This is a genomic window from Saccharothrix ecbatanensis, from assembly GCF_014205015.1.
Lineage (GTDB): Bacteria > Actinomycetota > Actinomycetes > Mycobacteriales > Pseudonocardiaceae > Actinosynnema > Actinosynnema ecbatanense.
Window position 1 is genome coordinate 680,023 of sequence record NZ_JACHMO010000001.1, and the last position, 23,211, is coordinate 703,233.

Genomic DNA, 23,211 nt, shown 5'->3' on the forward strand with positions numbered 1-23,211 from the left:
CCCTGACAGTACCTGTCCGGGTAGGGGACCACACTGGATCGCATGGCACAGAAGACGCGGAACGAGGTCGGGCACACCCGCGACGCCGGTTGGCAGATCGGGGTGTCGAAGACGGTGGACCACCCGGTCGCGGACGTGTGGGACTTCATCACGTCGCCGGCGGGTGTCGCGATCTGGTTGGGCGAGGGCGTCACCGTGTCGTCGGAACTCGGCGCGGGCTACGAGACCGCCGCCGGCGTGCGGGGCGAGACGCGGGGCTTCCGCGAACTGGACCGCGTCCGGCTCACGTGGCAGCCGCGCGACTGGACGCACGACACGACCTTGCAGCTCACGGTGAGTTCGGCGGGGGAGGGGCGGGCGAGGCTGGTGGTCCACCAGGAACGCCTGGCCGACGCGACCGAACGCGAGCAGCAGCGCCGGCACTGGAAGGGCGTCGTCGCCGCGCTCGTCGAAGCCCTGACGGCATTCGGCGATAAGCCGTCCGGGTGATCGCCTTGACCGGTAACGTAACCGTCACGACATTCGGCGGGTCGACGGCGGGCGAGGTGTGGACCGGTGCAGGGGGAGGCCGCGCGGCTGTTGGGGCGGTTCGGTCGCCGGTACGGGGCAGCCGTGCGCGTTGCCGCCCTGCCCCTCATCGGCGCGATCGCGCTGCTCCGGGTCTCGTCCGGGAGAACACCGGCCATCGCGTTGACGCTCGCCGTCGCGGTGGCCTGGACCTGCGCGTACGCGTGGTGGGTGAGCAGACATGACGGCCCGTTCGTCGGCCCGGTCGCCCTCGACGTCGCCGTGTTGCTGGGCGTCTGCCTGAGCCTGCTCTGGACCGACGCGCTGGTGGCGACCACCATGGGGTGGCTCCGGCTCCTGGTCGCCTTCGCCTGCATGACGTGGCAGTGGCACACCACACCGCTGACCGGCGCGGTCGCCGCTCTGGCCGCCGGCGGGGGGATGATCGCGATCACCGCCGCGGCCGGGATCCGCCCGACCGTCTCGCAGGTGTGGGTGCTCGCGGTGGCCGCGATGTCCAGGGCGACCTGGGTGCTCGTCGCCCGCGCGGCCGAGCGCGCCGACCGCATCGCCGCCAAGGCGGAGCAAGCCCGTCGGGAGGCCGCGGTGGCGGCGGCCGTGCGCGCCGAGGAACGTGAGCTCGCGAACTCGCTGCACGACACCGCGGCCACCACCCTGCTCATGGTCGGCACGGGACAGGTGCCGCCCGGCGCGAGTTGGCTGGCGCCGCAGGCTCGGCGCGACCTGGAACGGCTGCGTTCCGAAGCCGGGGCGACGCCCGACCGCGCCGACCTGGTCGACCTGTTGCGCGCCGACCTCGACGCCGGCCACCTCGCGGTCCACCTCGACGCGCCGCAGCGGCTGATGCTGCCGTTCGGCGTGGCGAGCGCGATCGCCGGCGCGACCCAGGAGGCGCTGAACAACGTGCGTCGGCACGCCGGCACGGACCGGGCGTCGGTCCGGCTGCACGGCGACCCGCTCGCGCTCCAGGTCGAGATCGTCGACCAGGGCAGGGGGTTCACGGCCGCCGGCGGCTCGATCGCGCGGCGTGGTCTGCGCGAGTCCGTGACCGGCCGGATGAACCGGGTCGGCGGCCTGGCCACGATCACCTCCGCCGAAGGGGCGGGCACCGTCGTGCGGTTGGAGTGGCGGACCGATCGTGGATGACGACCAGCTCGGCCGGCAGACCACGGCACAGCTCCAGCGCGGACTCCGGATCTCGATGTTCGTCGTCGCCGGGGCGATCCTGTTCGGGCTCGGCCTGCTGAACCTGGCGCGGAACCTGGATGAGTACGACCTGCCGGTGGTCCAGCTCGGCGCGTTCGCGATGCTGGCCGCGGTGCTCGTGGGGGTGGCGGCGCAGGTCGTCCTGCGGCGGCCACGGGTGGTGTCGCACCGGGTGGCGATCGCCGTGGTGCTCGCCGCGTCCGTGCTGTCGTACCTGGCGCTGCCGAGCGGTCGCACGTCGAGCGAGGTGGACTGGGTCTTCGGCGCGGCCAACTGGGTCGGCCTGGCCGTGCTGCTCGACCGTCCATTGCGGACGGCGGTGGCGTTCCTCGTGACGCACGAGCTGCTCGCGTTGGCGAACCTGCTGCTGTTGCACGACGTCGGCCTCCGGTCGTTGTCGCGGTTCGCCACGGGCTCGGTGTCGGTGTTCTGCTTCCCGCTGTGCGTGGCCGTGGTGGCGGCGGTGTTGCACCGGATCGGCACGGCGGCCGCGGTGGCCACCCAGGAGTTGGAGCGGGTGCGCACGGCGGAAGCCGTCGCGGTGGCGGCGCACCGGCGTCGCGCGCAGCGGTTCGCCGAACTCGCCGGCACCACCGTGCCGCTGCTCGAAGGGCTCGCCGACCGCTCGCTCGCGCCGTCCGACCCCGCGGTGCAGCGCCGGAGCGCCATCGAGGCGGCCAGGATGCGGCGGCTGCTCGCCGAGTCGGACACGGTCGAGAACCCGCTGCTGCACGAGCTGCGGCACTGCGCGGACATCGCCGACCGCAAGGGCGTCGAGGTCGAGCTGGACGCGCGGGGCCGGTGGCCGGTGCCGCCGGTGGCCGTTCGGCGCGCGCTCACCGACGCCGCGTTGACCGCGCTGGCGACGGCCGACTCGTGGGCGCGGGTCACCGTGGTCGGCGATGACGACCTGGTGTCGGTCAACGTGGTCGCGGACGTCGCCGAGGACATCGGGACCGGGTACGGCGTCGCTGGGGACGGCGCGATCGAGGACTGGGGGGAGACGGGCGCGCCCGCCACGGTGGAATCCGATGTGCGGGTCGAGACCTTCAGAACTGGCGGCACGGTCTGGACGGAGGCCCGATGGAAGCCCACGGCGAGCTGATCACGGCGGTGATCGTCGACGATCACGCGGCGATCACCGCCGGCGTGCGGTTCTGGTGCGAGCGGGCCGACCCGCCGATCGCCCTCATCGACGCCGGCGACCGGCTCGCCGGCGTCTGGACCGCGCCCGGCGCCGACGCCGACGTGGTCATCTTCGACCTGGAACTGGTGCCGGGCAAGCCCGACTTCGGCGAACTCCGGCGGCTCGTGGAAGCCGGTCGCCGCGTGGTCGTGTACTCCCAGCACGCCGACGACGCGACCGCGATCAAGTGCATCGACCTCGGCGCGCTCGCCTACCTGACCAAGCGCGAAGGCCCCGATCACCTGGTGCCCGCCATCCGCGCCGTCGCGCACGGACACCCGTACACCGCGCCTTCCCTGTCCGGCGCCCTGGCCGCCGACGAAACCCCCGACCGCCCCCGCCTGTCCCCGCGCGAGACCGAGGTGCTGCGGGCGTGGTTCGCGTCGTCGTCCAAGGAACTGGTCGCCGCGAAGCTCCACATCACCGTCAAGACGGTCGACACGTACATCGCCCGGGTCCGGGTGAAGTACGCGAACGTCGGCCGGGCCGCCCGCACCAAGAGCGAACTCGTCTCGCGGGCGCTCGACGACGGTGTCATCACGCTGGCCGAACTCAACCAGGCCGCCTCCCCCTAGGTCCTCCACCGGAACTGTGCCCGCGCGAGCGGATCGGCGGTGTCAGGTGTTCACCCGACACCGAGGGCCCGTGAACGCCCGGCTGCCGTCGTCTGCCGCGGTCTGCCGCCGTCTGCCGCGGACCTCACCCCATCGGGTGGCATCGCGGAGCTGGGCCGTGACCGATCCGAGTGCGCCCGGTTAGGGTTCGCGCGTCCTCTCATCTGGCAGCTCTTCGGAGGGAACCTTCGTGGCTATTTCGGCGAACCTGGACAAGCAGCTGGACAAGGCGTACGAGGAACTGGAGTTGGCGAAGGTCCTCGACGCCCCGGTCGCCGCGTTGGCCGGTGTCAGCGCGGGCGACGCGGAGAAGCTGGCCGCCGCGTTCAACATCAAGACCGTGCGGGACCTCGGCACCAACAAGCAGTTCAAACTCGCCGCGGCGCTGGTGGCGCTGGAGCAGGCGTCCCGCTAGCGGGCGATCACCGCAGGCACGCCAGGGTGGCCGGTGGCTCGGTGCCGACGTGGCGGCGCCACTCGTCGTCGGTGAGGTCACGGCCGGCCGACGCGCAGGCGATGCGGGTCCACTCGTCCTCCGCGGTGTGCCAGCGGGTCAGCTGGCCGCCCGGCTCGGCCGTCACGACGGCTCGCCCGTCACTGGTGAAGGCCGCCGCGATCAGCTGTGGCATGCCGGCGGCCGGGTCCAACCGGACGGCGCCGATCTCCTCACCCGAACCGAGGTCGGTGAGGATCATCGTGTGATCGGCGCGGATCCGGGCGGCCAGCCGACCGTCGGCTGTGGCGGGCACACCACGGGTCCAGACGCCGGTGGACGGGATCGAGCGGACCAGGGTCGTGCCGTGTCGGTCCCAGACCTCGACCGCGCTCCTCCGCTGGATGATCAGGTGTTCGGACGTGTGCTGGACGGACAGCGCCGAGCCGCCGGGCACCTCGCGGCCGGCCGCGGTAGCAACGTCCACAATGGACACGGTGTCCGCGCCGGCAAGCGCGACGCTGTCGCCGTCCGGGCTGATGGCCGCCAGGCTGGGCCCGGGGGGCACGCCGAACACCGACCCGTCGACACCGGTGTCCACGACGGTCAGCACCTCGCCGTCGGACGTGTCGCGGACGTGCACCCGGCCGTCCTGGTCGACCAGCAGGAACCGCGTGCCGTCGGACGAGACGCGGCTCGCCATCACGTAGACCACCCCGTTCAGGGCAGGCCACCGGTCCACGACCTCGCCACCGTCCCCGGTCAGGACGCGCACCGTCCCGCCGGGTGTCGACGGCACGAGCAGCCTGGTCCGGTCGGGGGTCCACGCGGGCGCGACGAGGGTGTGCTCGACGTCGTCCTCGTCCTCGAACCCGCTGGTGTCCCCGTCGTCGGACTCGATCCGCAGCCGACGGTCCAGGGTTCCGACCAGTGCGATCCGCCCCGGCGCGGTGGCCAGCCAGGGGGGCCGGCACGCGCGGCAGGTGGAGGAGACAGCGGTCCGCATCGGCGTGCCGACGCGGGTGTTGCGGGTCAGGTCCCACAGCACCAAGGCATCGTCGGTGCCGGACACCAGGCGGTCGGAGTCGATGAACGTGATGGCCGGCGCCAGGCTGTTGCCGGGCAGACGCCACCGTGCGCCCTCGTCGTCCCCTTCGGTGTCGAACACGTGCACGACGCCCGTGTGACCGGCGGCGATCCGGCCCCCGTCCCGGCTGATGGCGAGCGACTCGGGGTTCGGCTCACCGATCGTCAGCCGGACGTCGGCCGAGCGGAAGTCGGCGCTCGGCACGTCGGTGCGCCACTGGTAGGTCTCGCCGTTCCTCATCCACCCCATGTGCGCGGCATCGGGTGAGAAGCCGGTCTGGAACCCGCCGTCCGCGGGCAGAATCCCCACGTCGGCGGACCGCAGCACCGCGAGATCTCCCGCCGACCGCGTCTGCCACGTGGAGGACCCGAGCACGACCAGCAGGTCGTCGGACCGCAGCGCCACCTTCTCCGGCCATCCGACCGCCACGGACTCCGCGGTCCGGCCGGTCCGGACGTCGTGCGCGATCAACCGGTCCTCGTCGGGGCCTGTCGCCCCCGCCGTGAGATGGCGGGAGATGAACGCGACGACGTCCCCGGACGGGGAGATCGCCGCACTGCCCCTGTTGTGATCGCCGAGCGCCTGAATCTCCGTGGGTTCACCGTTTCGGGTGTCCCACCGGAGCGCACGGCCCTCGACCAGCACCGCCACCTCGTCACCGTCCTCGCTGACGGCGACATCGATCACGGGCCGGTCACCGGTGGTGGTCGCGGTCCGGGTGTCGGTGGTCAGGTCCCACCGCACCACGCGGCCGTCACTCGCGCCCGCGACGACGACCGTGCCGTCCTCCGACGCCGCCACCGACGTGACCGGTGCGCCGACGTGCAGGTAGCGCTCAAGCTGCGGGCTCGCCGCCAGGACCTGGAACAGCGCGGCACGGGTCTGCGGCTGCGGATCGGTCCGGTACGCCTCGACGGCGAGCAGTTGGGCGAGGTCGAGCCGGGTGTCCGCGTTCGCCAGCGCAGCGGACGCGAGGCCCCGCGCGGTCGCGGCCCTGGCTTCGGCACGGGCGTTGTCCCGCTGCACGAAGGCCACCACCGCGGCGACCAGGGTCAGCACCACGAGCAGCGCCAACGACACCACGGCCGCACGGGCCAGGCGCAACGTCCGGCGGTGCTGACGCACGTCCTCGCCGACCAGGTCGTCCTTCGGCAGGCCGCGCACCGCCGACGCGATATCCGCCACGCAGTCCCGGAAACGTGGGTCGTCGCGGTCGACCGGCTCGGCGTCGCGCATCCACCGCAGGTCCACCCACCGCGGCTCGGTCATCGCCGCGGCACGCATCGCCGGCGGCAGGGCCGTCGCCTCGTGATCCGGGTCGGGTTCGCCGTCGGTCAGCACGATGAGCACCCGGTCGGCGGACCGTTGGGTGAGCCACCACTCGACCTCCCGGTTCACCCACACCGACCGGGCGGCGTCGGTCGAGGCCATCAGCACGAGCCACCGGGAGTCCGCCAACGCCCGTTCGATCGACCCCCACAGGTCCGGGTTCGCGGACAGGCTGGCGTTGTCCAGGAACACCCGCATCGCGCGCAGCCGGTACCAGGGCTTGGACAACCGCTGGAGCCCGGCGCGCAACGTCGGCGCCAGCGTCCGGTCACGCGCGTGGCTGTAGGTGATGAAGGCGTCGTACCCAGTGCTGCCACCCGACATCCGGCCACCCCCTTCCTCCAGGATGTCCGCCGGGCCGGCCATCACCGCCGCACAAATACGGTCCCTGCCGGTGATCGCCGCTCCGGTAGCGTCACCGAGAACACTGGGGGGAGACCATGAGCGTCCATGTCCGGAACCTGACCAGGACGTACCGCAAGGGCAAGGGGTGGCGGCCGAAGGGCGAGGAAGTTACCGCGCTCGCCGGGCTGACGCTGGACGTGCCGACGAACGAGGTGCACGGCCTGCTCGGACCGAACGGCGCCGGCAAGACCACGTTGTGCAAGATCCTCTCCACCATCCTGCTGCCGACGTCCGGCACCGCCGAAGTACTCGGGCACGACGTCGTGGCCGACGCGGACAAGGTCAGGCCGCACATCGGCATCGTGTTCGGCGGCGAACGCGGCCTGTACTGGAAGCTGACCGCGCGGCAGACCATGCGTTACTGGGCCGCGCTCTACAAGATCCCGGACGCGCGCGCCAAGGTGCGCACCGACGAGCTGCTGTCCCGCCTCGGCCTCGGTGACAAGGCCGACGACCTCGTGGAGACGTATTCGCGCGGCATGAAGCAGCGGCTGCACCTGGCACGCGGCCTGATCGGCGACCCGAAGCTGATCCTGTTCGACGAGCCGACGACCGGCATGGACCCGGTGGCGGCGCGGGACTTCCGCAAGCTCATCGTCGAACTGCGGGACGAGGGCCGCACGATCCTCATCACGACGCACGACATGGACGAGGCCGAAGAGGTCTGCGACCGCGTGACGCTGATCGACAAGGGCCGGGTGCTCGCCACCGAGTCGCCGCGCGGCCTGGCCGAGATGTCCGGCCTGCACCGCTGGGTCGAAGCGGAGACCGCGCTCGACGTCACCGGCATCCCCGGCGTCGTGGACACCGAGACCCGGAACGGGCTGCTCCGGGTCAAGACGACCGACGACCGGGCGGCCCGCGCCGTGCTGGACTTCCTGCTGGACAACGGCGTGCGCTCGGTCCACGCCGTGCCGCCCCGGCTGGAGGACGTCTACCTGGACCTCATCGGCCGCCGCGGCATGGAGGTCTGACCGTGCGCCTGTTCCTGTCCGGCGTCCGGACCCAGTTCTGGTTGATGGGCAGGCAACCCGACGACCTGCTGACGCTGTGCACGATCCCGTTCACCGTGGTCATGCTGCTGTCGATCGTGATGCACGCGGCCCGTCCCGACCTGGTGGCCAACGCGTTCCTCGCACCCACCCTGATCGGGTTGTGGGGCTTCTCCACGGGACTGGCGGCGGAGGTGCTGCTCGGCGAGCGCTGGAACGAGACGCTGAAGCTGGGCATGGCCGCGCCCGGCGCGCTGCACCCCGTCTACCTGGGCCGGATCACGGCCGTGATGGCGCTCGGCGTCGTCCCGCTCGGCGAGACGTGGCTGCTGGGGAAGCTCCTGTTCGGCGTGACGCCGGCGGTGCACCACCCGTGGGTGTTCTGGGCGGCAATGGCGGCGTCGGTGTTCGCGATGACCGGGACCAGCCTGCTGCTGGCGACGTCCATGCTGATGTCCAAGAACAGCAACCACTACCTGAACTTCCTCAGCTTCCCGATCTACGTGCTGTCGGGCGTGATGGTGCCGGTGCACCACCTGCCGGAGTTCCTGCAACCGTTGTCCCACTTCATCTTCCTGTCGTGGTCGGCTGACCTGATGCGGGACTCGATGGCTGTCGCGCCCGTGGCGGACATCGTCTGGCGGCTGCTGGCGATCGTCGGCCTCGGCGTCGCCGCGCTGGTCGGCGGCCGGTTCGTGCTGGCGGTGGGCCTGCGCCGGGCGCGCGAGCTGGGGACGGTGACGTATGCGTGACCAGTTACGGGTGCTCAAGCACGGGCTGATCGCGTCGTGGACCATGTACTCGGCGTTCCAGACGTGGAAGACGTGGACGTTCACCTGGCTGTCCCGGCTGCTGGTGCAGGCGTGCTTCTACGCGTTGATCGGCCGGATGCTCGGGTCGCAGCAGCAGGTCGACTACCTGCTCATCGGGAACGTGGTCGCGATCATGGCCATCGACGCGACCGTGGTCATCCTGCTGGCCGTGGGGGAACGGCAGTCCGGCACGCTGGCCCTGATGGTCGCCGCGCCGTCCACGCACCTGACCGTGTACTTGGGGCGGGGTCTGGTGAACCTCGGGTCGGGGGTTGCGGCGTCCACCGTCGCGTTCCTGGTGCTGCCGCCGTTGTTCGGTGTGCGCCTGCCGTGGCCGGCGGCTGTTTTCGTGCCGTTGATGATTTTGATCGTGGGCTTGTCGTGCTACTGCTACGGGACATGCGTCGCGTCGTTCGTGCTCGGGTTCCCGTCGGCGCGGTGGCTGGCGCTGAACTTGAGTTATCTGGTGCTGATGACGTTCTGCGGGGTGAACGTGCCGACGTCGTACTGGCCGGATTGGCTGCGCGCCATCACGTCCGTGCTGCCGATGACGCACGGGCTGGCGGCGATCCGGGCGTTCATCGCGGAGGGTCCGGCGTCGACCGTGCTGATGGAGCTCGCGCTGGAACTGTGCGTGGCGGCGGGGTGGTTCGCGGTGGCGGCGCTGAGCTTCAACCGCATGGTCCGCCGTGGCCGCCGTGACGGGACGATCGAGTTCAGCGGCTAGGCATCACACGGCGCGGTGCATGCAGACCAGGTCAGGGCGGTCGTCCCACGAACTGGTGATCGTGAAGCCGAGCCGCTCGTACAGCGCGATCGCACCTGTGCGCCAGCTCCACACGGACAGGCGGACGGTGGTCACGTCGGTGCGCGCGAGGTGGTCGAGGGCCTCGGTGATCAACGCGGTGGCGATGCCGTGGCCGCGGGCGGGCGGGGCGGTCCACAGGCGCTTCACCTCGGCTGCGCCGTTGACGGGCGCGGTGACGACCAGGCAGCCCACCGCTGTGTCGTCGGCGCGGGCCAGCAGCACCACGTCGTCGGCGAACGCGCTGCGCGGGTCCGCGATCTCGGCCCGGTAGCGCTGCGGCAATGCCTCCGCGTCGGCCACGGGCGCGCCCTTCTCCTCCTCGGTCCGCAAGTGGTACGCGGTGAGCAGTGCGGTCAGTCCAGGCTCGTCCCGCCAGTGCACGACATCGGTCATGGTGGAAGGATCACACGGCGGTGTGACACTCCGGCACCGTGCCCGATTCGGGGAAGGAAATTGGATCAGCCCTTTGTCCGCCCGAACCGGGAAAACAGCCTGCGGTGCTCGTGTCGCATCCGCCAGGCCTGCCACCACGTGGTCCAGGTTGGTTTGGGGGCGGGGACGCCGAGGGTGTTCGCCATCGGCTGGAGTGACGAGCCGATGCGGTCCAGGTGTCTGGGCCGGCGCTTGCGGAGAGCTGCGGAGAGCGTCGCCTCGATCAGTGCATCCCTGGCCGATGGATCAGTCAACCCCCACCACGCGACGACCACTGCGGCGACGTGGTGTGGCGGTGCGCCGGCGAGGTGGTCTTGGGCCGCCTGCTGATAGGCGGGCAGGAAAGCCCGACCGTGCTTGTCCAGCACACGGTCGAGCAGATCGCGGTGCAGTTCCGGGGCCGCGCGCAGAATGAACGACGCGACGGCGGCCAGCAGCCGGTCGCCCACGTCGTTCCGCAAGGCCACCGCCGTCGACACATGGGACAGCACGACCTGCTCGCTGCCGCCGCCGGGCGTCGACCCGTCCAGGTACGCGATGCTCTCGGCCGCCTTCAACCCGTCCCGGTCGCTCTTGCGCAGGTACGCCGCGATGGGTGACCGCAGCAGCGCTTCCACCAGCTTGGCCTCCGTGCCGCCGAACTCGTCCCCGCCCGCGAGGTCGAGTGCCCGCGCCACGATCCGCGTGCTCATCCTGCTGTCCACCAGCACCTGCTCGGGAACGTGCCGGAGCAGCCGGATCGAGTCCTCTGTGGACGGCTCATCCGGCCACAGCACCGACCCGAACTGCCGCCAGTCCGCGGTGAGGCGGCGCGACGGGTCGGCCATCACGCCCACCTTGTCCAGCGCGCCGTGCCGGGCCGCCGCCAGGTCGGTGAGCAGCCTGACCCGCTCACCACCCCGACCTTCCAGCAACCGCACGGCCGCCGCCGGCAGCACGGTCGCCAGCCGGGCGATCTCCCGCTGGTCGACCAGCCTGCGGTCCAGCACCCGGACCAGCGCGTCGACCAGGGGACGCTGCTCGGCCAGCCGCTCCAGCACCGCGGGAGCCGCCCCGGTCAACGCGGGCAGGACGGCGTTCTCCGCCATGTCCTCCAGCTCCGCCGGCGGCAGGTGCGGCAGCCACAGTCGTTCCGGCTCGGCCAGCGCGGCGATGACGTAGGCGCCGAAGAGCTTCGCCGGCACGGGCTCGCCCTGGTGCCGCGCCGTGCGCAGGACCGCGGACCAGGCGACCACGTCCACCGGGCCGCCGCTGTCCCGCACGTGGTCCGCGATCCGCGCCCACGCGTGCTCGGGCAGGCACCGGCGCATCCGGTCCACGGCCAGCCGCACGGCGGCGAGGAGCAGCTCTTCGCCCGGCGGGGCGGCCACCGGCAGGTCGGCCATCATCTCCAGCAGCACCGCGAACGTGTCCAGCTCCGCCGGGGTGAGGCGCGGGTCGGCACGTGCCGCGAGGTCCAGCGCGGCGGGCACGGCGTCCCGGTCCCACAGTTGGGCGAGAGCCGACGCGTACCGGGTGCTCTCGGCGTCCCGCGGCCGGTTCGTGGTCAGGTCGATCGTGGTGAAGTCACCCCGGGTCGGCAGCCGCACGTCCGGGGTCGTGCAGCTGACGAGCAGGGCCGAGTCCTCGGGCCGCGCGGTGTACGTGGTGAACGAGACGCGCAGACCCAGCGGGTGCGGCAACGACCGGCTGGTGGCGGCGATCCACAGCGCGGCCGACCGGTCGTCCGGCACCACCAGCACCAGCCGGCCCCGACCGGACACCAGCGCCCGCTGCGTCGCGCCGAGCACCCGCTCCAACGCGGCCGTCGCGCCCCGGCGGCCCAGGAACCGCCGGGTGCTCGCCAGGTTCGTCCCGTCGCCGGGCGCGAGCGACTGCAACTCGGGCAACGCGGTGGCGTCGACCCTGCCGTGCGCCCACGTCGGGCTGCCCCACAGGTCGATCGGCAGCACGTCGCCGAGGTCCCGCTCCACGTCGTCGAACAGCAGGGCGTGGGTGAAGTAGTTGCCCAGCCGGCCGGAGAAGTCCGCGCCCGCGTACCGGCTCTGGAACACCGCCGCCGCGTGACCGGACGCCACGTAGCCGAACGTGACGGGGAACCCGGTGAGGTCGCGGTCGGCCAGGCGTCCCACCAGGGCCGGACCCGGTTCGTAGACGCTCGACCTGACCGCGAGCTCGGCCAGGGGGCGAGGGGCGCCCGGCGTCATCGCGCTGACCTGGAAGCCCTGGATGCCGCCCAGGCCGTCCTCGCACGACGTGTAGTGCAATTGGCGGACCGCCACCACTACCCCCTCGCCCCGCTGCGCGTCATCGTTGCGCAGACGGTAACCAGGTCAGGGCGACACCGCCTCCTGCACGCCCGTGCAGAGGGACTCGATCTCCCGCGCGGACCCCCAGGACTGGCTGACGCCGAAACCGCTGTGCCCGTAGCAGTGCACGATCCGGCCGGCGGGCCGGTGCTCGACTTCGAGCCGCGCCTTGTTCCTGGCCGCACGCAGGCCGACCCGGTGTCCCAGGACTTCGGCGTCGCGCAGCCGGGGCTCCGCGGCGGCGCAGCGCTCCAGGATGCTCGCCGCGTCGGCGGGGTCGGGCAGCAGGTTCCAGTTGTGGTGCTGGGACACCCCGGCGAGCAGCACCTTGTTGCCGTGGGGGAAGAAGCCGGTCCAGAAAGGACTCTCCACGCCTTCCATGTACCAGTGGTCGATACCGGGGTTGCGTACCACCACGTGCTGCCCGCGGACCGGGAACACCTCGTCGTCGTCCGCCAGGTGCTTGGCGCCGACGCCCGTGCAGTTCACCACGAGCGGCGCGGCTTCGAGGCACGCGGACAGGTCGTCCACGTGCCGCTGGACCAGCCTGCCGCCCGCCTCGTGGAACCGGCGCGACAGGTAGGCGAGGTAGCGCGGCATGTCGATCAGGGGAACGGTCGACCACCAGCCGAGCGGGAACCTGCCCCGCAGCTCGGCCTGGTCCACCAGTTCCAGCTCCGGCAGGTGGTCGTGGAACTCCTGCGGGGCGTCGAACAGGTCGGTCACGCCCAGGCCCCGGGCCAGGCGCACCCCGGTGTGGTCGTCGTCGAGCAGCGCGGTGAACTCGGTCAGGCCGACCAGGCTCCAGCGCAGCTCGCGATCGGAGGTGTAGCCGGGCACCCAGAGCCCGCTGGCGGCGGCCGACGTCGACTGCAACGGGCCGCGTTCGGCCCATATCGCGACGTCGAGACCGGCCTCGGCGAGGCACACCGCCGTCGTGAGGCCGATGACACCTGCCCCCACTACCACCGCGTCCGTCATCTTCACTCCCGCTCTCTCGTTCGGTGGCCAGGGATCCGAAACCCGGTGACCGGCTCAGCGGCCGGCGGCCGGCGCGGTCGCCCGCTCCGCGGTCCCGACCTGGTACACGGTGGGGTCGAAGGTCTTGGTGCGCCTGCGGTAACGCCCCGACCGCTGCGGCCAGTTCGTCACCACGCGACCGGCGGCGTTCGTGTACCAGTTGCTGCAACCCGACGTCCACGGCGTGTTGCGGAAGTTCCGCTCGACCCAGGCGACGAACTCGTCGTGCACGGTGTCGCGCACCGTCAGCGAGGTGCCGGCGGGCAGCTCGGCCAAGTGGGTGACGGCCTGCTTGATGTACCGCATCTGGCTTTCGAGCATGTAGGGGATCGAGCCGCTGCCGAGGTCGGTGTTGGGGCCGTAGACGAGGAACATGTTCGGGAAGTGCTTGACGCTGATGCCCAGGTAGGCCTCCGCCCCCTCCTTCCACGAGTCGGCGAGCAGGCGCCCGTCCCGGCCGGTGATCTCGATGTGGCCGAGGATGTCGTCGGTGCGGAAACCCGTGCCGTAGACGAGGACGTCGTGGGACCGCGACTGCCCGTCCGTCGTCGTCACGCCGTCGGCGGTGATCTCCTCGATCCCGTCCACCAGGACTTCGACGTTCGGCTGCGTCAGCGCCGGGTAGTAGCGGCTGCTGAACAGCACCCGCTTGCAGCCGACCTGGTGGTCCGGGGTCAGCTTGGCCCGCAGCTCGGGGTCGGGCACCTGCTTCTCCAGCTGCTTGAGCGCCATCGACGCCATCATGTTGCTGATCTTCGGCGAGCGCGAGAAGGCGTACTGGCCGACTTCCATGAGGGCCCAGTAGCCGAAGCGGTCGGCCAGGCGCATGAACCGGGTGCCGAGGAAACGCTTGAAGCCCTTGTCGTACGAGTAGTTGTGCATCGGCATGACGTACGGCGCGGAGCGCTGGTAGACGGTCAGCTTGCGGACCTGGCGCTGCAAGTGCGGCACGAACTGCAACGCGGAGGCGCCGGTGCCGATGACCGCGACGTCCTTGCCGTCCAGGTCGACGTCGTGCTGCCACCGCGCGGAGTGGAACGCCGGTCCGGTGAAGTCCTCCCGGCCGCGGATCTCGGGCAGCCTCGGCCTGGCCAGGGTGCCGACCGCGGGGATCAGCACGTCGCAGTGCCGCCGCTTGCCGTCCTCGGTCAGAACCTCCCACTGCCCGAGGTCCTCGTCGAACGTGGCCCGGACGACCCGGGAGTCGTACTCGATCTTGTCCGTGACGCCGTGTTCCGCGGCGACCCGCCGCAGGTAGGACTGGATGTCCTTCTGCCCCGGGTACCGCATGGAGAACCCGGTCTGCTTGGCGAAGCTGTAGGAGTAGAGGGTGGACGGGACGTCGCAGGCCACACCGGGATACGTGTTGTCACGCCACACCCCGCCGAGGTCCGGACCTTGTTCCAGGATGGTGACGTCCCCGATGCCGGCATTGCCGAGGTTCACCGCCATCCCGAGACCACCGATACCACTGCCGATGATGATCACCCGCGGACCGCGGGTCGGCTGCCTGCTCTGCATGGTGTCCTTTTCTCGCTGGATGGATGCGATGCCTTCCACCCGCCGCGGACTCCCGGATCAGATGACGACGACCAGGCCCAGGACCGCCAGCAGGACGCACAGCGGCGAGTAGACGAGGCGATCCAGGCGCTGGTAGTCCGGGTTGGCGGGCTTGAAGATGTAGAAGATCGGCTCGGCGATCCCGCGCAGGGCCATCACCCCGACCACGACCCACAGGCCGAGGACGTAGAGCCAGTCGGCGACGAACGGCAGGCGCAGCGACGTCCAGACGCCCGCGAGCGCCAGGTAGGCCGCGCCGAGCAGCGCGGCGCCGACGCCGAGCGTCGCCACCGTCGGCGGGAGGGCTTCGGCGTCGGAGAAGACCTTGCGCAGCAGGTCGCGCTCGTCGCGGAACGGCCACATCACACCGGCCGCCCACATCAGGTGCAGGACGGCGGCGACGGTGAGCAGGACGGCGAGCAGGATGCCAGAGGCAACGATCACGGCTGGTGGCTCCGATTGTGCTGGGTCGGGTGGATGTTCAGCCCGCGGGGGCCGGTGTCCGGACTGTCGCCCGGCGCCGGGCCCGAAGCGTGCTGTACGCCAAAGGGTCCCACCCGTCGGGGCGGTGGGGCAGGAGGGACGGGTCGCCCACCACCGCCCCGGCGTACACCTCGTGCATCAACGGCCGGTCGAGGATCTGGCCGGCCGCGGCCACGCCGCTGCACATCACACCGGTGATCCCGCTGCCGTACCTCGTGCTCTGGCCCACGACCCACAGGCCGTGGACGCTGGTGGCGGTGTCGGGGCGGGCGCCCGCGCGGCCCCAGGTCGCGACGCCGAACGGCGTGCCACCGGTGGACAGCGTGTAGCGCTCCTGCGTCAGCGGCGTGCCCAGCTCGATGTGCGTCGCACGGTCGCGCAGCGGCCCGAGGACCCGTTCGCCCGCGTCCACCACGGCGTCGGTGAAACGCTGCTTCTCCGCCAGGTACCGCGCGGACCTGCGGTAGTCGTTCCCGGCGTCGGTCGGGCCGTCCTCGACGCCCCACACCTTCGGGTCCAACGGGCACAGGGTCATCAGCTCGATGCAGGACTCGCCCGACGGCGCCAGGTGACCGTCCTTTCGAGACCCCATGGAGACGAAGAGGAACTCCACCTCGTCCGGCTGCTCACCGGCGAGCAGGCGTTCGTAGTACGCCTCGATGTCGTCGCTGCCGTACCACCAGACGTTCGCCTCGTGCCGGTCCGCCAGGTCGTCCTTGAGCGCGACGTACACCGTGGCGAACGGCAGGCCCATGCGAGCCTCGCGGGTGAACCGGGTGATCGGGCCGGGCAGGTGCTCGGCGCCGACCATGTCCAGCATCGTCCGGCGGTAGTCCGCATTGGACACCACGATGTCCGCGGTGATCGTCTCGCCGTCGGTCAGCCGGACGCCGGTCGCCCGGCCGTCGGTGACGTCGATGCGGTCGACCCGCGCCTCGGTGCGGAACTCGCCACCGTTGGCGCGCAGGACTTCCAGCAGCGTCGCGGCCAGCATCTGCCCGCCTCCCAGGGGGAAGTAGGCGCCGCGGATGTAGTGGTCCGTCACCATGGCGTGCATGCCGACCGTGGCGGTGGCGGGCTCGATGCCGTAGTTGGGGGACTGGGCGGCCAAAGCGGTGCGTGCGGCGGGTGACAGCCCGCACGTGTCGAACAGCGCGCTCAACGTCCGGTTGTTCCACAGGCGCACGGCTTCCGAACCGGCCGGGTCGGCGGCGGCGGAACCGGCCACGAGCACGGCCCGCTTCGCCTCTCCCACCGCGCGCACGACGTCGATGAACCGGTCGATCCCGTCGGCGTCGGCGGGCAGCATGCGGCGCAGTCGTGCGCGGTACAGCTCCCAGTCCGCGGGCACGTCCAGCGTTCCGCTGGGGGTGATCACCCGGTCGAAGCAGTCGGGATCGAGCATCCGGAGCGGCACCCGGTCCCGCGCGCCGAGGCCGGAGAGCACCGCTGGGATGACGCCGTCCTCGCCGCAGTCGCCCAGGTAGTGGACGCCCGCGTCGAAGAGGTAGCGGCCCCGCCGGCGGAACGCGTGGCTGTTGCCGCCGGCGACGTCGTACTGCTCCAGCACCAGCACCTGTCGTCCCGCCGCGGCCAGGTACGCGGCGGCGGTGAGGCCGCCGAGCCCCGAGCCGATGACGATGACGTCCCAGTGCCGGTCCACCGGGCTCACCTGGTCCCGGTGTCGGGTTCGGCGGGCAGCAGGCCCACGTGCCGGGCGCGCACGCCGAGCTGGAACCGGGAACGGATGCCCAGCTCGCGCAGCAGGTCCGCCACGTGGCGGCGGAACGTGCGCACCGAGACGCCCAACCGGGCGGCAGCGGCGTCGTCCTTGAGGCCTTCGGCGAGCAGGGCGACCACCTGTGCGGTCAACGGCCGTTCCGCGATCCGCGTCAACCGCTCGTGATCGGCCTGCGAGATGCCCTCCGACCAGCGTTCCTGGAACAGGGTGCGCACCAGGTCCGAGGTGTGCGGGCAGTCGCTCATCATGGCCCGCCCGCCCTCCTGGCTCGGGCCGCTGAGCACCCTGTGGTCGTCCACGATGAGGAGGTCGCGCCCCTGTGCGGGCACGATGCGCAGCTGCATGCCGGGCTGCGCGCACAAACTCGGCGCGTGCCGCGCGAGGTCCGCTTCCGCGGCGGCGAGGACCGACACCGAGATCCCGTGCCGCGTCTCGCCGACCGAGCCGACGACCTTGGCGAACTGCGAGGTCGCGACCATGCACCGAACCGACTTCGTGGCGTTGGAGAGCAGAGCCCGGGTCGCCTCGCGCAGCGCGGCCACAGTCGGCAGGGGGGTGACCCCTCGGGTCGTGTTCCGCGTCACCGCGGAATCGACAAGTTGGCGTACTTGCAGCAGGACCGACGCGGCGTCGAGCTCTTGCTCTACGGGGCTCAGTTGGCCAGGGGGCATGCGAGGTGAATCCTCTTTCGTCCGACCGCGCCCGGCGATTGCAGCAGGGCATGAGGTACGTGAGTGCGGGCGCTTCGGTTGCCGCCCTGATGTCATCACCACTCTATTGGCACCTCTCGTCGGGGAAGAGTTGCGCATGTGAGGCATTCTCGTGGGCCCCGGTGCACAAACAGGAATCCGCCACGCTCGGCCGGACGGGTGTAATGACCTTGGCCGGACAGCCTAATTAGGAAGCCGACGGCGCACGGAGTGCTACCAAAAGTTCCATTGGACGCCTGATCACGATGCCCCGATCGACCGTCAGGGTCACATTGTTGTTCACACAAGTTCTGCCCGAAAGGACCATGGTGTCGCTTTGCGCCTTGTCGATCCGGACCGTGTGCACCATTGTGTCGCCGGGTGTCACCGGGCGGCCGAGCGTCACGTCGCCGTAGCTGCCGAGCATGGGCACCCCGACCTGCCGGACGGTCGTCGGCCGGTCGGCGGCCTCCTCGGCGGCCCAGGTCGCCAGCACCAGCACCGCGGCGGCCTGGTTCCACGACTCCAGCAGGAGCGGCAGGGGATAGGCCAGGTCAGGGCCGGTAGAGCCGCGGTACCAGGGCTCGGTGTAGGTCACCGCCTTGATCGCCTCGACCGACTCGCCGGGCGTCAGGGCGGTGACCCGGTCGATCAGCAGCATCGTGTCCCGGTGCGGGATGACGCCCTCGATCCACCCGATGTCGTGCCCACTCACGGCGTCGACTCGGCGGGCTCGTACCGCAGCCGGACCCGGGCGCTCTCACCGCGCGGATTGCCGACCACGGCCCGGCAGCGCCAGGCGCCGTCACGCCGCTGCCAGGACATGTCGACCGTGATCACGTCGTCCGGGTACACCGGCTGGAGGAACCGCGCCGTCTCAATAGCGGCGAGCCGGTGTTCGACGGTCGCCCGTTCCGGGTGGGTGGCCAGCGCACTGCGGTGGACGCTTTCGATGACGCAAACGCCGGGCAGGATCGGAAAACCCGGGTAATGGCCCTCGAAACAAGGTTCGTCGGCGGTGATGTGCAGGCTGGTTCGGGATCCCGGAGTTTCGGCAGTGGGATCTGTGTCCACCAGCACATTCACCGCCGCCCGGACCGCGCGAACTGACAGGTCGTTCACGACCGCGCCTCCGCCTTGGCCGAGACGAGCGCCCAGACCTCCGCGAAACTGCCCATGCTCGCCGTCTCCTCCTCGGCGAGCTTGATCCCGTATTCGCGCTCGATCGACACCATCACTTCGAGTGACAGCAACGAGTCGACGCCGAGGTCTTCGACGAAGCTCGCGTCGTCGGTCACCGAGGCGACCGGGACGTCGAGCGCGTCGGCCACGATCTCGCGCAGGCCTTCTTTGTCCACGTTCTGGGTGCTGGTCATCGTGTCCTCACAGGAGTCTCGGGTGGACGGTGTCGGGGTGGTGGCAGGTCAGGAAGTCGGCAGCGGCCGGAGCAGCGCGCAGCCCACCGCGCCGGTCGGGTCGATAGCGGTGATCAACGCGATCCGGCCCGCCGCGGCGTCGTCCTCGGCGGCGTGCACGAGCGCGGCGACGACGGCGAACATGGCGGCGGCGGCCGAGGTGTCGCCCAGCAGGTCGTCACAGGTGTGGGTGCGGAAGTCCGTGCCGAGCACGGACGTCACGGCCTCCGACTCCGTGCCGCCGGACCGGCTGGGCAGGTGCGCCCACACGTCACCGGGGGCGACGCGGGTGTCGTGCAACGTCCGGCGCACGCAGTCGGCCAGGACCTCGTGGGCGTCTGCGGGCCGCCGTGCCACGCCGAAGCGCACGCCGAGGATCTCGGCCAGGCCGGGACCGCTCTCCGGACCACCCTCGGGGCCGCCGATCTCCACGACCGCGCAGCCCTCGCCCAGGCGCGTGGTGTCATCGGGGTCGGTCAACGCCCGCAGGTCCGCGCGCGCGGTGGAGTGCTCCTCGGCCGCGCCGCACAGGACGGTCTCCGCGCGACCGGTGAGCAGGAGCCGGCGCGAGTAGTTCAGCGCGTGCAGGCCCGCGACCCGGCCACCGCCGACGGTCGCGTTGGGGCCGCGCAGCTGGAACCAGATGGCGGCCCGGCCGGCGGCGCAGTTCATCACCGTGTTCGGGAACTTCGCGGGGTCGACGAAGAACGGCTTCTCCCCGTCGAACGTGCTGCGGGTGAAGTCCATCATCGACTGGGCGCTGCCGGTGGTCGTGCCCAGCACGAGACCGCGATCGGCGACGGGCGAGTCGGCCTCGAACGGCGCGACGTTGGCCGGGTCGCCGGTGACCAGGCCGCCCACCGTAGCCACGGCGAGCGCCGTCACGCGGTCCAGCGACCTGGTGCCCTTCTTGCCCAGCAGCGTGCGCACGGGGAACGAGGGGATGACCGCGGCGCGTCCACCGTGCTCGGTGGCGAAGGCGTCGGTCGGGTCGGCCTCGGGCAGGGCTCGCGTCAGCAGGCCGGACCGGTGCGCGTCGGGTCCGATGCCCAGGGTGGAGATGGCCGACCAGGATCGGATGACCGGTGTGCGGGCGGGGCTGCTCACGACTCGTACCTTCCCAGGATGACGACGGAGTTGTTGCCACCGAAGGCCAACCCGTTGTTCTGGACCACTCGCAGGTCCGCGGTGACGGAGTGATTGGGGACGCAGTCCACGGCGCACTCGGGGTCGGTGTGCTTGTGGTTGATCGTCGGCGGGATGAAGCCGTGCTCGATGGCCAACGCGCAGCCGATCGCGCCCAGGGCGCTGGCCGCGCCCATCGAGTGGCCCAGCATCGACTTCATCGACACCGTGCGCGGCATCTCCTTGCCGTAGACGTCCCGGATGGCGCTGGACTCGGTGACGTCGTTGGCCGCCGTGCCGGTCCCGTGCGCGGAGATGAGGTCGACCTCGCCGGGCTTCACGCCCGCGTCGGAGAGCGCCAGTCGGACGCAGTCCGCGATCCGGTCCTGGAACGGCGCCACCGGGTGGTGCGCGTCGCAGTTGAGGCCGTACCCGAGCACCTCCGCGTGGATGCGGGCGCCGCGCGCGAGCGCCGAGTCCAGGGCCTCCAGGACCAGGATGCCGCCGCCCTCGCCGGTCAGGATGCCCTTGCGGTCGACGTCGAACGGCTGGCACACCTCGGGCGCGATGGTGCCGAGCCGGTAGAAGCCCGCGAAGGTCTTCCGGCACACGGCGTCCGCGCCACCGCACAGCGCGATGTCGGCCTCGCCCAGGCGGATCGCGTCCAACCCGTAGCCGATCGCGTAGTTCCCCGCGGCGCACGCGGTCGCGATGGTGATCGTCTCCGCCTGCGACAAGCCGAATTCCTGGGCGACCGCGGCGGACAGCGTGCCGACCGGCACGCGGCGGGCCATCGTCTCCGGCGAGTCGGCGACCGGACGGCCGACCTCGTGCTCGACGATGCGGTCCAGCTCGTGCGCCTCGCCGTCGGTGGTGCCCACCGCGATCAACGTGCGCGCGCCCGCGAGGTCCGCCGACGACAGCCCCGCGTCAGCGGTGGCGAGCCGGGCGGCGGCCAGCGCGAACTGGGTCGCCCGACCCACGTCCCCGACGGCGACTTCCCGCTGCCAGCGGGTCGGGTCGAAGTCGGCGACCTCGCACCCGTTCGAGTACTCGAACCCCTTGGTGTCGAACAACTCCATCGGGCGGGCGCCGCTTCTGCCCGCACGCAGACCGTCGAGGAAATCGGTGACGCCGGTGCCGATGCTGGACACCGGGCCGAGTCCTGTGACGACCACTCGGCGCGCGGTGCCGCCGTGACCATCGCTCATTTTCGGGCTCCCGGAGGCGTTCTGGACGGGCCGCGCCCGCGATCGGACGCGCCGGACGTGCAAGCCGCACAGTAGGGACCGCGCCGGGTCGGAACCTAGCGATGTGCCCGTCCCTCGCATGAAGCTGCTACCCGGCGACGTGCCGCGCTGCATGATCTTGACAACCTTGGGGCGCGGTGGGGCCAACTCGCCACCGGCGCGTCTACGGTCGGCCTTGATGCGATTCCGCTCCTTCTCCGAGTCGAGGTAGGCGATGACGAGCACTGTCGACGGCAGCACAGCGGCGTTAACCGGGGATGCCCCCGGACCCGCCGCTCCCGCTTGGCGTTTCGGGGAGTTCGCCGAGGGTCTGCGTCAGATCGGCCTGGGCCACATGCCGCACACCGAGGGCATGTCCGGTATCCCCGAGGTCATGATGGGCGGGCGCAAGCTCGTCAACTTCGCGCCCGTGAACTTCCTCAACCTGCACAGCCGCGAGGACGTCATGGGCGTCTTCACCGACGCGGCGCGCACCTACGGCCTGGCCACCGGCGGCGCCCGGATCAGCCAGGGCGTCACCAAGCCCCACGTGGACATGGAAGCCGAGCTGTGCCGCATCCTGGGCAAGGAGCGGGCCGTCGGCTACGCCACCGGCCTGGTGGCGAACATCGGCTTCATCCACGGCATGTCCAAGAGCATCAAGTGGACCGACGGCCTGGAGATGGACCACAGCGACGTGGTCTTCGTCTACGACCGCGAGAGCCACTGGAGCCTGTGGAAGGCCGCCGACCACCTCAAGTACGGCGAGCGCCTGTTCTCCTTCAAGCACAACAACGCCGAGGACCTGGAGAAGGTCCTGCAACGACTCCAGGGCAAGCGGGTCGTCGTGGTGTTCGAGAGCGTGTACTCCCTCGACGGCTCGGTGGCGCCGATGCACGACATCGTCGACGTCTGCGAGCGCTACGGCGCGCTGTCCTTCGTGGACGACGCGAACGGCTTCCTGGTCTACGGCCCCGCGCACCGGCCGTTCGCCGAGGAGTACGCGGGCATGCTGCGGTCCACGTTCATCATGGTGTCGCTGAAGAAGGCCGTCGGACTGGAGGGCGGACTGATCGTCGGCCCCAGCGACCCCATCTTCTCCCTCGAACTGCTCGGCATGACCTCGGCGTTCACAGCGCAGGTCCAGCCTCCCACCGCGGCCACCGCCGCCTACGCGATGCGCCTGCTCACGCAGGACGAGCCCAAGATCGTCGACAACTACCTCGAACGGGTCGAGAAGTTCCGCGGCCTGCTGTCCGAGGAGGGTGTCCGCCTCTACCCGACGCCGTCGATCATGACGTCGCTGCACGTCGGCTCCGAGGAGAAGGGCATGCGGCTCAAGGCGAAGTTCCTTGAGCACGGCTACCGCATCCCGATCTACGTCTTCCCGGCCGCCAAGAAGAACAACAGCGTCATGCGGCTCATCCTGAACGCTTCGCACACGGACGAGCACATCGACGGCTTCATGACGCTCCTGCGGAAGTTCAAGGGCGAGTTCGACCTCTGAACCCTGCCCGTCCCCCTTTGGAAAGCACTACGGAAGGAATACCCATGACCGCCAGCGTCGAGCAGCGAGTGGACCGCATCAAGGAGATCGTCTGCGACATCCTCGAACTGGAGCACGACGAGGTCACCGACACGGGCCTGTTCAAGGAGGACTACGGCGCGGACTCGCTGCTGTCGATCGAGATCCTCTCCTCGCTGGAGAAGGAGTTCGGCGTCGTCATCGACCAGGCCGAGATGTCCCGCATGGTCAACATGGAGGGCGTCGTCGAGGTCGTGACCGAGGCGATCGACCGCAAGTGACG

At 71.0% G+C, this 23,211-nt stretch carries 23 protein-coding genes; 10 read left to right on the forward strand and 13 right to left on the reverse strand.

What is annotated here, in order from left to right; translation table 11 throughout:
• The first annotated feature begins 42 nt into the window (after window positions 1-42).
• The 5 genes from F4560_RS03090 to F4560_RS03110 all read left to right on the forward strand — a co-directional run bounded on the left by F4560_RS03090 (window position 43) and on the right by F4560_RS03110 (window position 3,949).
• Complete coding sequence (locus F4560_RS03090) at window positions 43-489, forward strand: SRPBCC family protein (RefSeq protein ID WP_184915913.1); 447 nt, start codon at window positions 43-45, stop codon at window positions 487-489.
• 66 nt (window positions 490-555) lie between these two features.
• Complete coding sequence (locus F4560_RS03095; protein ID WP_184915916.1) at window positions 556-1,674, forward strand: sensor histidine kinase; 1,119 nt, start codon at window positions 556-558, stop codon at window positions 1,672-1,674.
• Window positions 1,667-2,839, forward strand: coding sequence for a hypothetical protein (locus F4560_RS03100; protein ID WP_184915919.1), 1,173 nt, complete (start codon window positions 1,667-1,669; stop codon window positions 2,837-2,839). Before F4560_RS03095 ends, F4560_RS03100 begins: the two co-directional genes overlap by 8 nt.
• Entirely contained in the window at window positions 2,818-3,495 is a 678-nt protein-coding gene (locus F4560_RS03105) for a response regulator (RefSeq protein WP_184915922.1), read from the forward strand. Before F4560_RS03100 ends, F4560_RS03105 begins: the two co-directional genes overlap by 22 nt.
• A 229-nt stretch (window positions 3,496-3,724) precedes the next feature.
• Window positions 3,725-3,949 (forward strand): hypothetical protein, encoded by a 225-nt coding sequence (locus F4560_RS03110; RefSeq protein ID WP_184915925.1) that lies wholly within the window; start codon window positions 3,725-3,727, stop codon window positions 3,947-3,949.
• Window positions 3,950-3,956: 7 nt separating this feature from the next.
• Here the strand turns inward: F4560_RS03110 and F4560_RS03115 are convergent, their stop codons facing one another.
• Complete coding sequence (locus tag F4560_RS03115; RefSeq protein WP_184915928.1) at window positions 3,957-6,749, reverse strand: toll/interleukin-1 receptor domain-containing protein; 2,793 nt, start codon at window positions 6,747-6,749, stop codon at window positions 3,957-3,959.
• Window positions 6,750-6,823: 74 nt separating this feature from the next.
• On the opposite strand from F4560_RS03115, the gene F4560_RS03120 reads away from it, so the two are divergent.
• Genes F4560_RS03120 through F4560_RS03130 form a run of 3 tightly spaced genes read left to right on the forward strand, consistent with a single transcriptional unit; the run spans window position 6,824 to window position 9,319 of the window.
• Window positions 6,824-7,762, forward strand: coding sequence for an ABC transporter ATP-binding protein (locus F4560_RS03120; protein ID WP_184915930.1), 939 nt, complete (start codon window positions 6,824-6,826; stop codon window positions 7,760-7,762).
• 2 nt (window positions 7,763-7,764) lie between these two features.
• Window positions 7,765-8,532 (forward strand): ABC transporter permease, encoded by a 768-nt coding sequence (locus tag F4560_RS03125; RefSeq protein WP_184915933.1) that lies wholly within the window; start codon window positions 7,765-7,767, stop codon window positions 8,530-8,532.
• Window positions 8,525-9,319, forward strand: coding sequence for an ABC transporter permease (locus tag F4560_RS03130; protein ID WP_184915936.1), 795 nt, complete (start codon window positions 8,525-8,527; stop codon window positions 9,317-9,319). Before F4560_RS03125 ends, F4560_RS03130 begins: the two co-directional genes overlap by 8 nt.
• A gap of 3 nt (window positions 9,320-9,322) precedes the next feature.
• On the opposite strand, the gene F4560_RS03135 is transcribed toward F4560_RS03130, so the two are convergent.
• From F4560_RS03135 to F4560_RS03190, 12 genes are all read right to left on the reverse strand, one after another.
• Window positions 9,323-9,793 carry a GNAT family N-acetyltransferase gene (locus F4560_RS03135; RefSeq protein WP_184915939.1) on the reverse strand — a complete coding sequence of 157 codons (471 nt, stop codon included), beginning with the start codon at window positions 9,791-9,793 and terminating at the stop codon, window positions 9,323-9,325.
• Between the two features lie 65 nt (window positions 9,794-9,858).
• The gene (locus tag F4560_RS03140) at window positions 9,859-12,114 is read right to left on the reverse strand and encodes a GAP1-N2 domain-containing protein (protein WP_184915942.1); all 2,256 of its coding nucleotides are present in this window, start codon (window positions 12,112-12,114) and stop codon (window positions 9,859-9,861) included.
• A gap of 51 nt (window positions 12,115-12,165) precedes the next feature.
• A complete protein-coding gene (locus F4560_RS03145) occupies window positions 12,166-13,122 on the reverse strand; it encodes an FAD-dependent oxidoreductase (protein ID WP_184915945.1) in 957 nt (318 codons plus the stop codon).
• 54 nt (window positions 13,123-13,176) lie between these two features.
• Window positions 13,177-14,721 carry a flavin-containing monooxygenase gene (locus F4560_RS03150; RefSeq protein WP_312868289.1) on the reverse strand — a complete coding sequence of 515 codons (1,545 nt, stop codon included), beginning with the start codon at window positions 14,719-14,721 and terminating at the stop codon, window positions 13,177-13,179.
• Between the two features lie 18 nt (window positions 14,722-14,739).
• On the reverse strand, window positions 14,740-15,165 hold the full coding sequence (locus tag F4560_RS03155) for a DUF3995 domain-containing protein (protein ID WP_184915948.1): 426 nt from the start codon (window positions 15,163-15,165) through the stop codon (window positions 14,740-14,742).
• 37 nt (window positions 15,166-15,202) lie between these two features.
• The gene (locus F4560_RS03160; RefSeq protein WP_184915951.1) at window positions 15,203-16,867 is read right to left on the reverse strand and encodes a phytoene desaturase family protein; all 1,665 of its coding nucleotides are present in this window, start codon (window positions 16,865-16,867) and stop codon (window positions 15,203-15,205) included.
• A 5-nt stretch (window positions 16,868-16,872) separates the two neighbouring features.
• Entirely contained in the window at window positions 16,873-17,616 is a 744-nt protein-coding gene (locus F4560_RS03165; protein WP_184915955.1) for a helix-turn-helix transcriptional regulator, read from the reverse strand.
• Between the two features lie 226 nt (window positions 17,617-17,842).
• Window positions 17,843-18,349: a 3-hydroxyacyl-ACP dehydratase FabZ family protein gene (locus tag F4560_RS03170; protein ID WP_312868294.1), complete on the reverse strand. Its 507-nt coding sequence runs from the start codon at window positions 18,347-18,349 to the stop codon at window positions 17,843-17,845.
• On the reverse strand, window positions 18,346-18,756 hold the full coding sequence (locus F4560_RS03175) for a 3-hydroxyacyl-ACP dehydratase FabZ family protein (RefSeq protein WP_184915962.1): 411 nt from the start codon (window positions 18,754-18,756) through the stop codon (window positions 18,346-18,348). The genes F4560_RS03170 and F4560_RS03175 overlap by 4 nt, the downstream gene beginning before the upstream one ends.
• The gene (locus tag F4560_RS03180; protein WP_184915965.1) at window positions 18,753-19,010 is read right to left on the reverse strand and encodes an acyl carrier protein; all 258 of its coding nucleotides are present in this window, start codon (window positions 19,008-19,010) and stop codon (window positions 18,753-18,755) included. Before F4560_RS03180 ends, F4560_RS03175 begins: the two co-directional genes overlap by 4 nt.
• Window positions 19,011-19,058: 48 nt before the next feature.
• The gene (locus tag F4560_RS03185; protein ID WP_184915967.1) at window positions 19,059-20,156 is read right to left on the reverse strand and encodes a beta-ketoacyl synthase N-terminal-like domain-containing protein; all 1,098 of its coding nucleotides are present in this window, start codon (window positions 20,154-20,156) and stop codon (window positions 19,059-19,061) included.
• A complete protein-coding gene (locus F4560_RS03190) occupies window positions 20,153-21,385 on the reverse strand; it encodes a beta-ketoacyl-[acyl-carrier-protein] synthase family protein (protein ID WP_184915969.1) in 1,233 nt (410 codons plus the stop codon). The genes F4560_RS03185 and F4560_RS03190 overlap by 4 nt, the downstream gene beginning before the upstream one ends.
• 253 nt (window positions 21,386-21,638) lie before the next feature.
• On the opposite strand from F4560_RS03190, the gene F4560_RS03195 reads away from it, so the two are divergent.
• Window positions 21,639-22,910: an aminotransferase class I/II-fold pyridoxal phosphate-dependent enzyme gene (locus F4560_RS03195; protein WP_184915972.1), complete on the forward strand. Its 1,272-nt coding sequence runs from the start codon at window positions 21,639-21,641 to the stop codon at window positions 22,908-22,910.
• A gap of 44 nt (window positions 22,911-22,954) precedes the next feature.
• A complete protein-coding gene (locus tag F4560_RS03200; RefSeq protein ID WP_033439539.1) occupies window positions 22,955-23,209 on the forward strand; it encodes an acyl carrier protein in 255 nt (84 codons plus the stop codon).
• Window positions 23,210-23,211 lie beyond the last annotated feature (2 nt).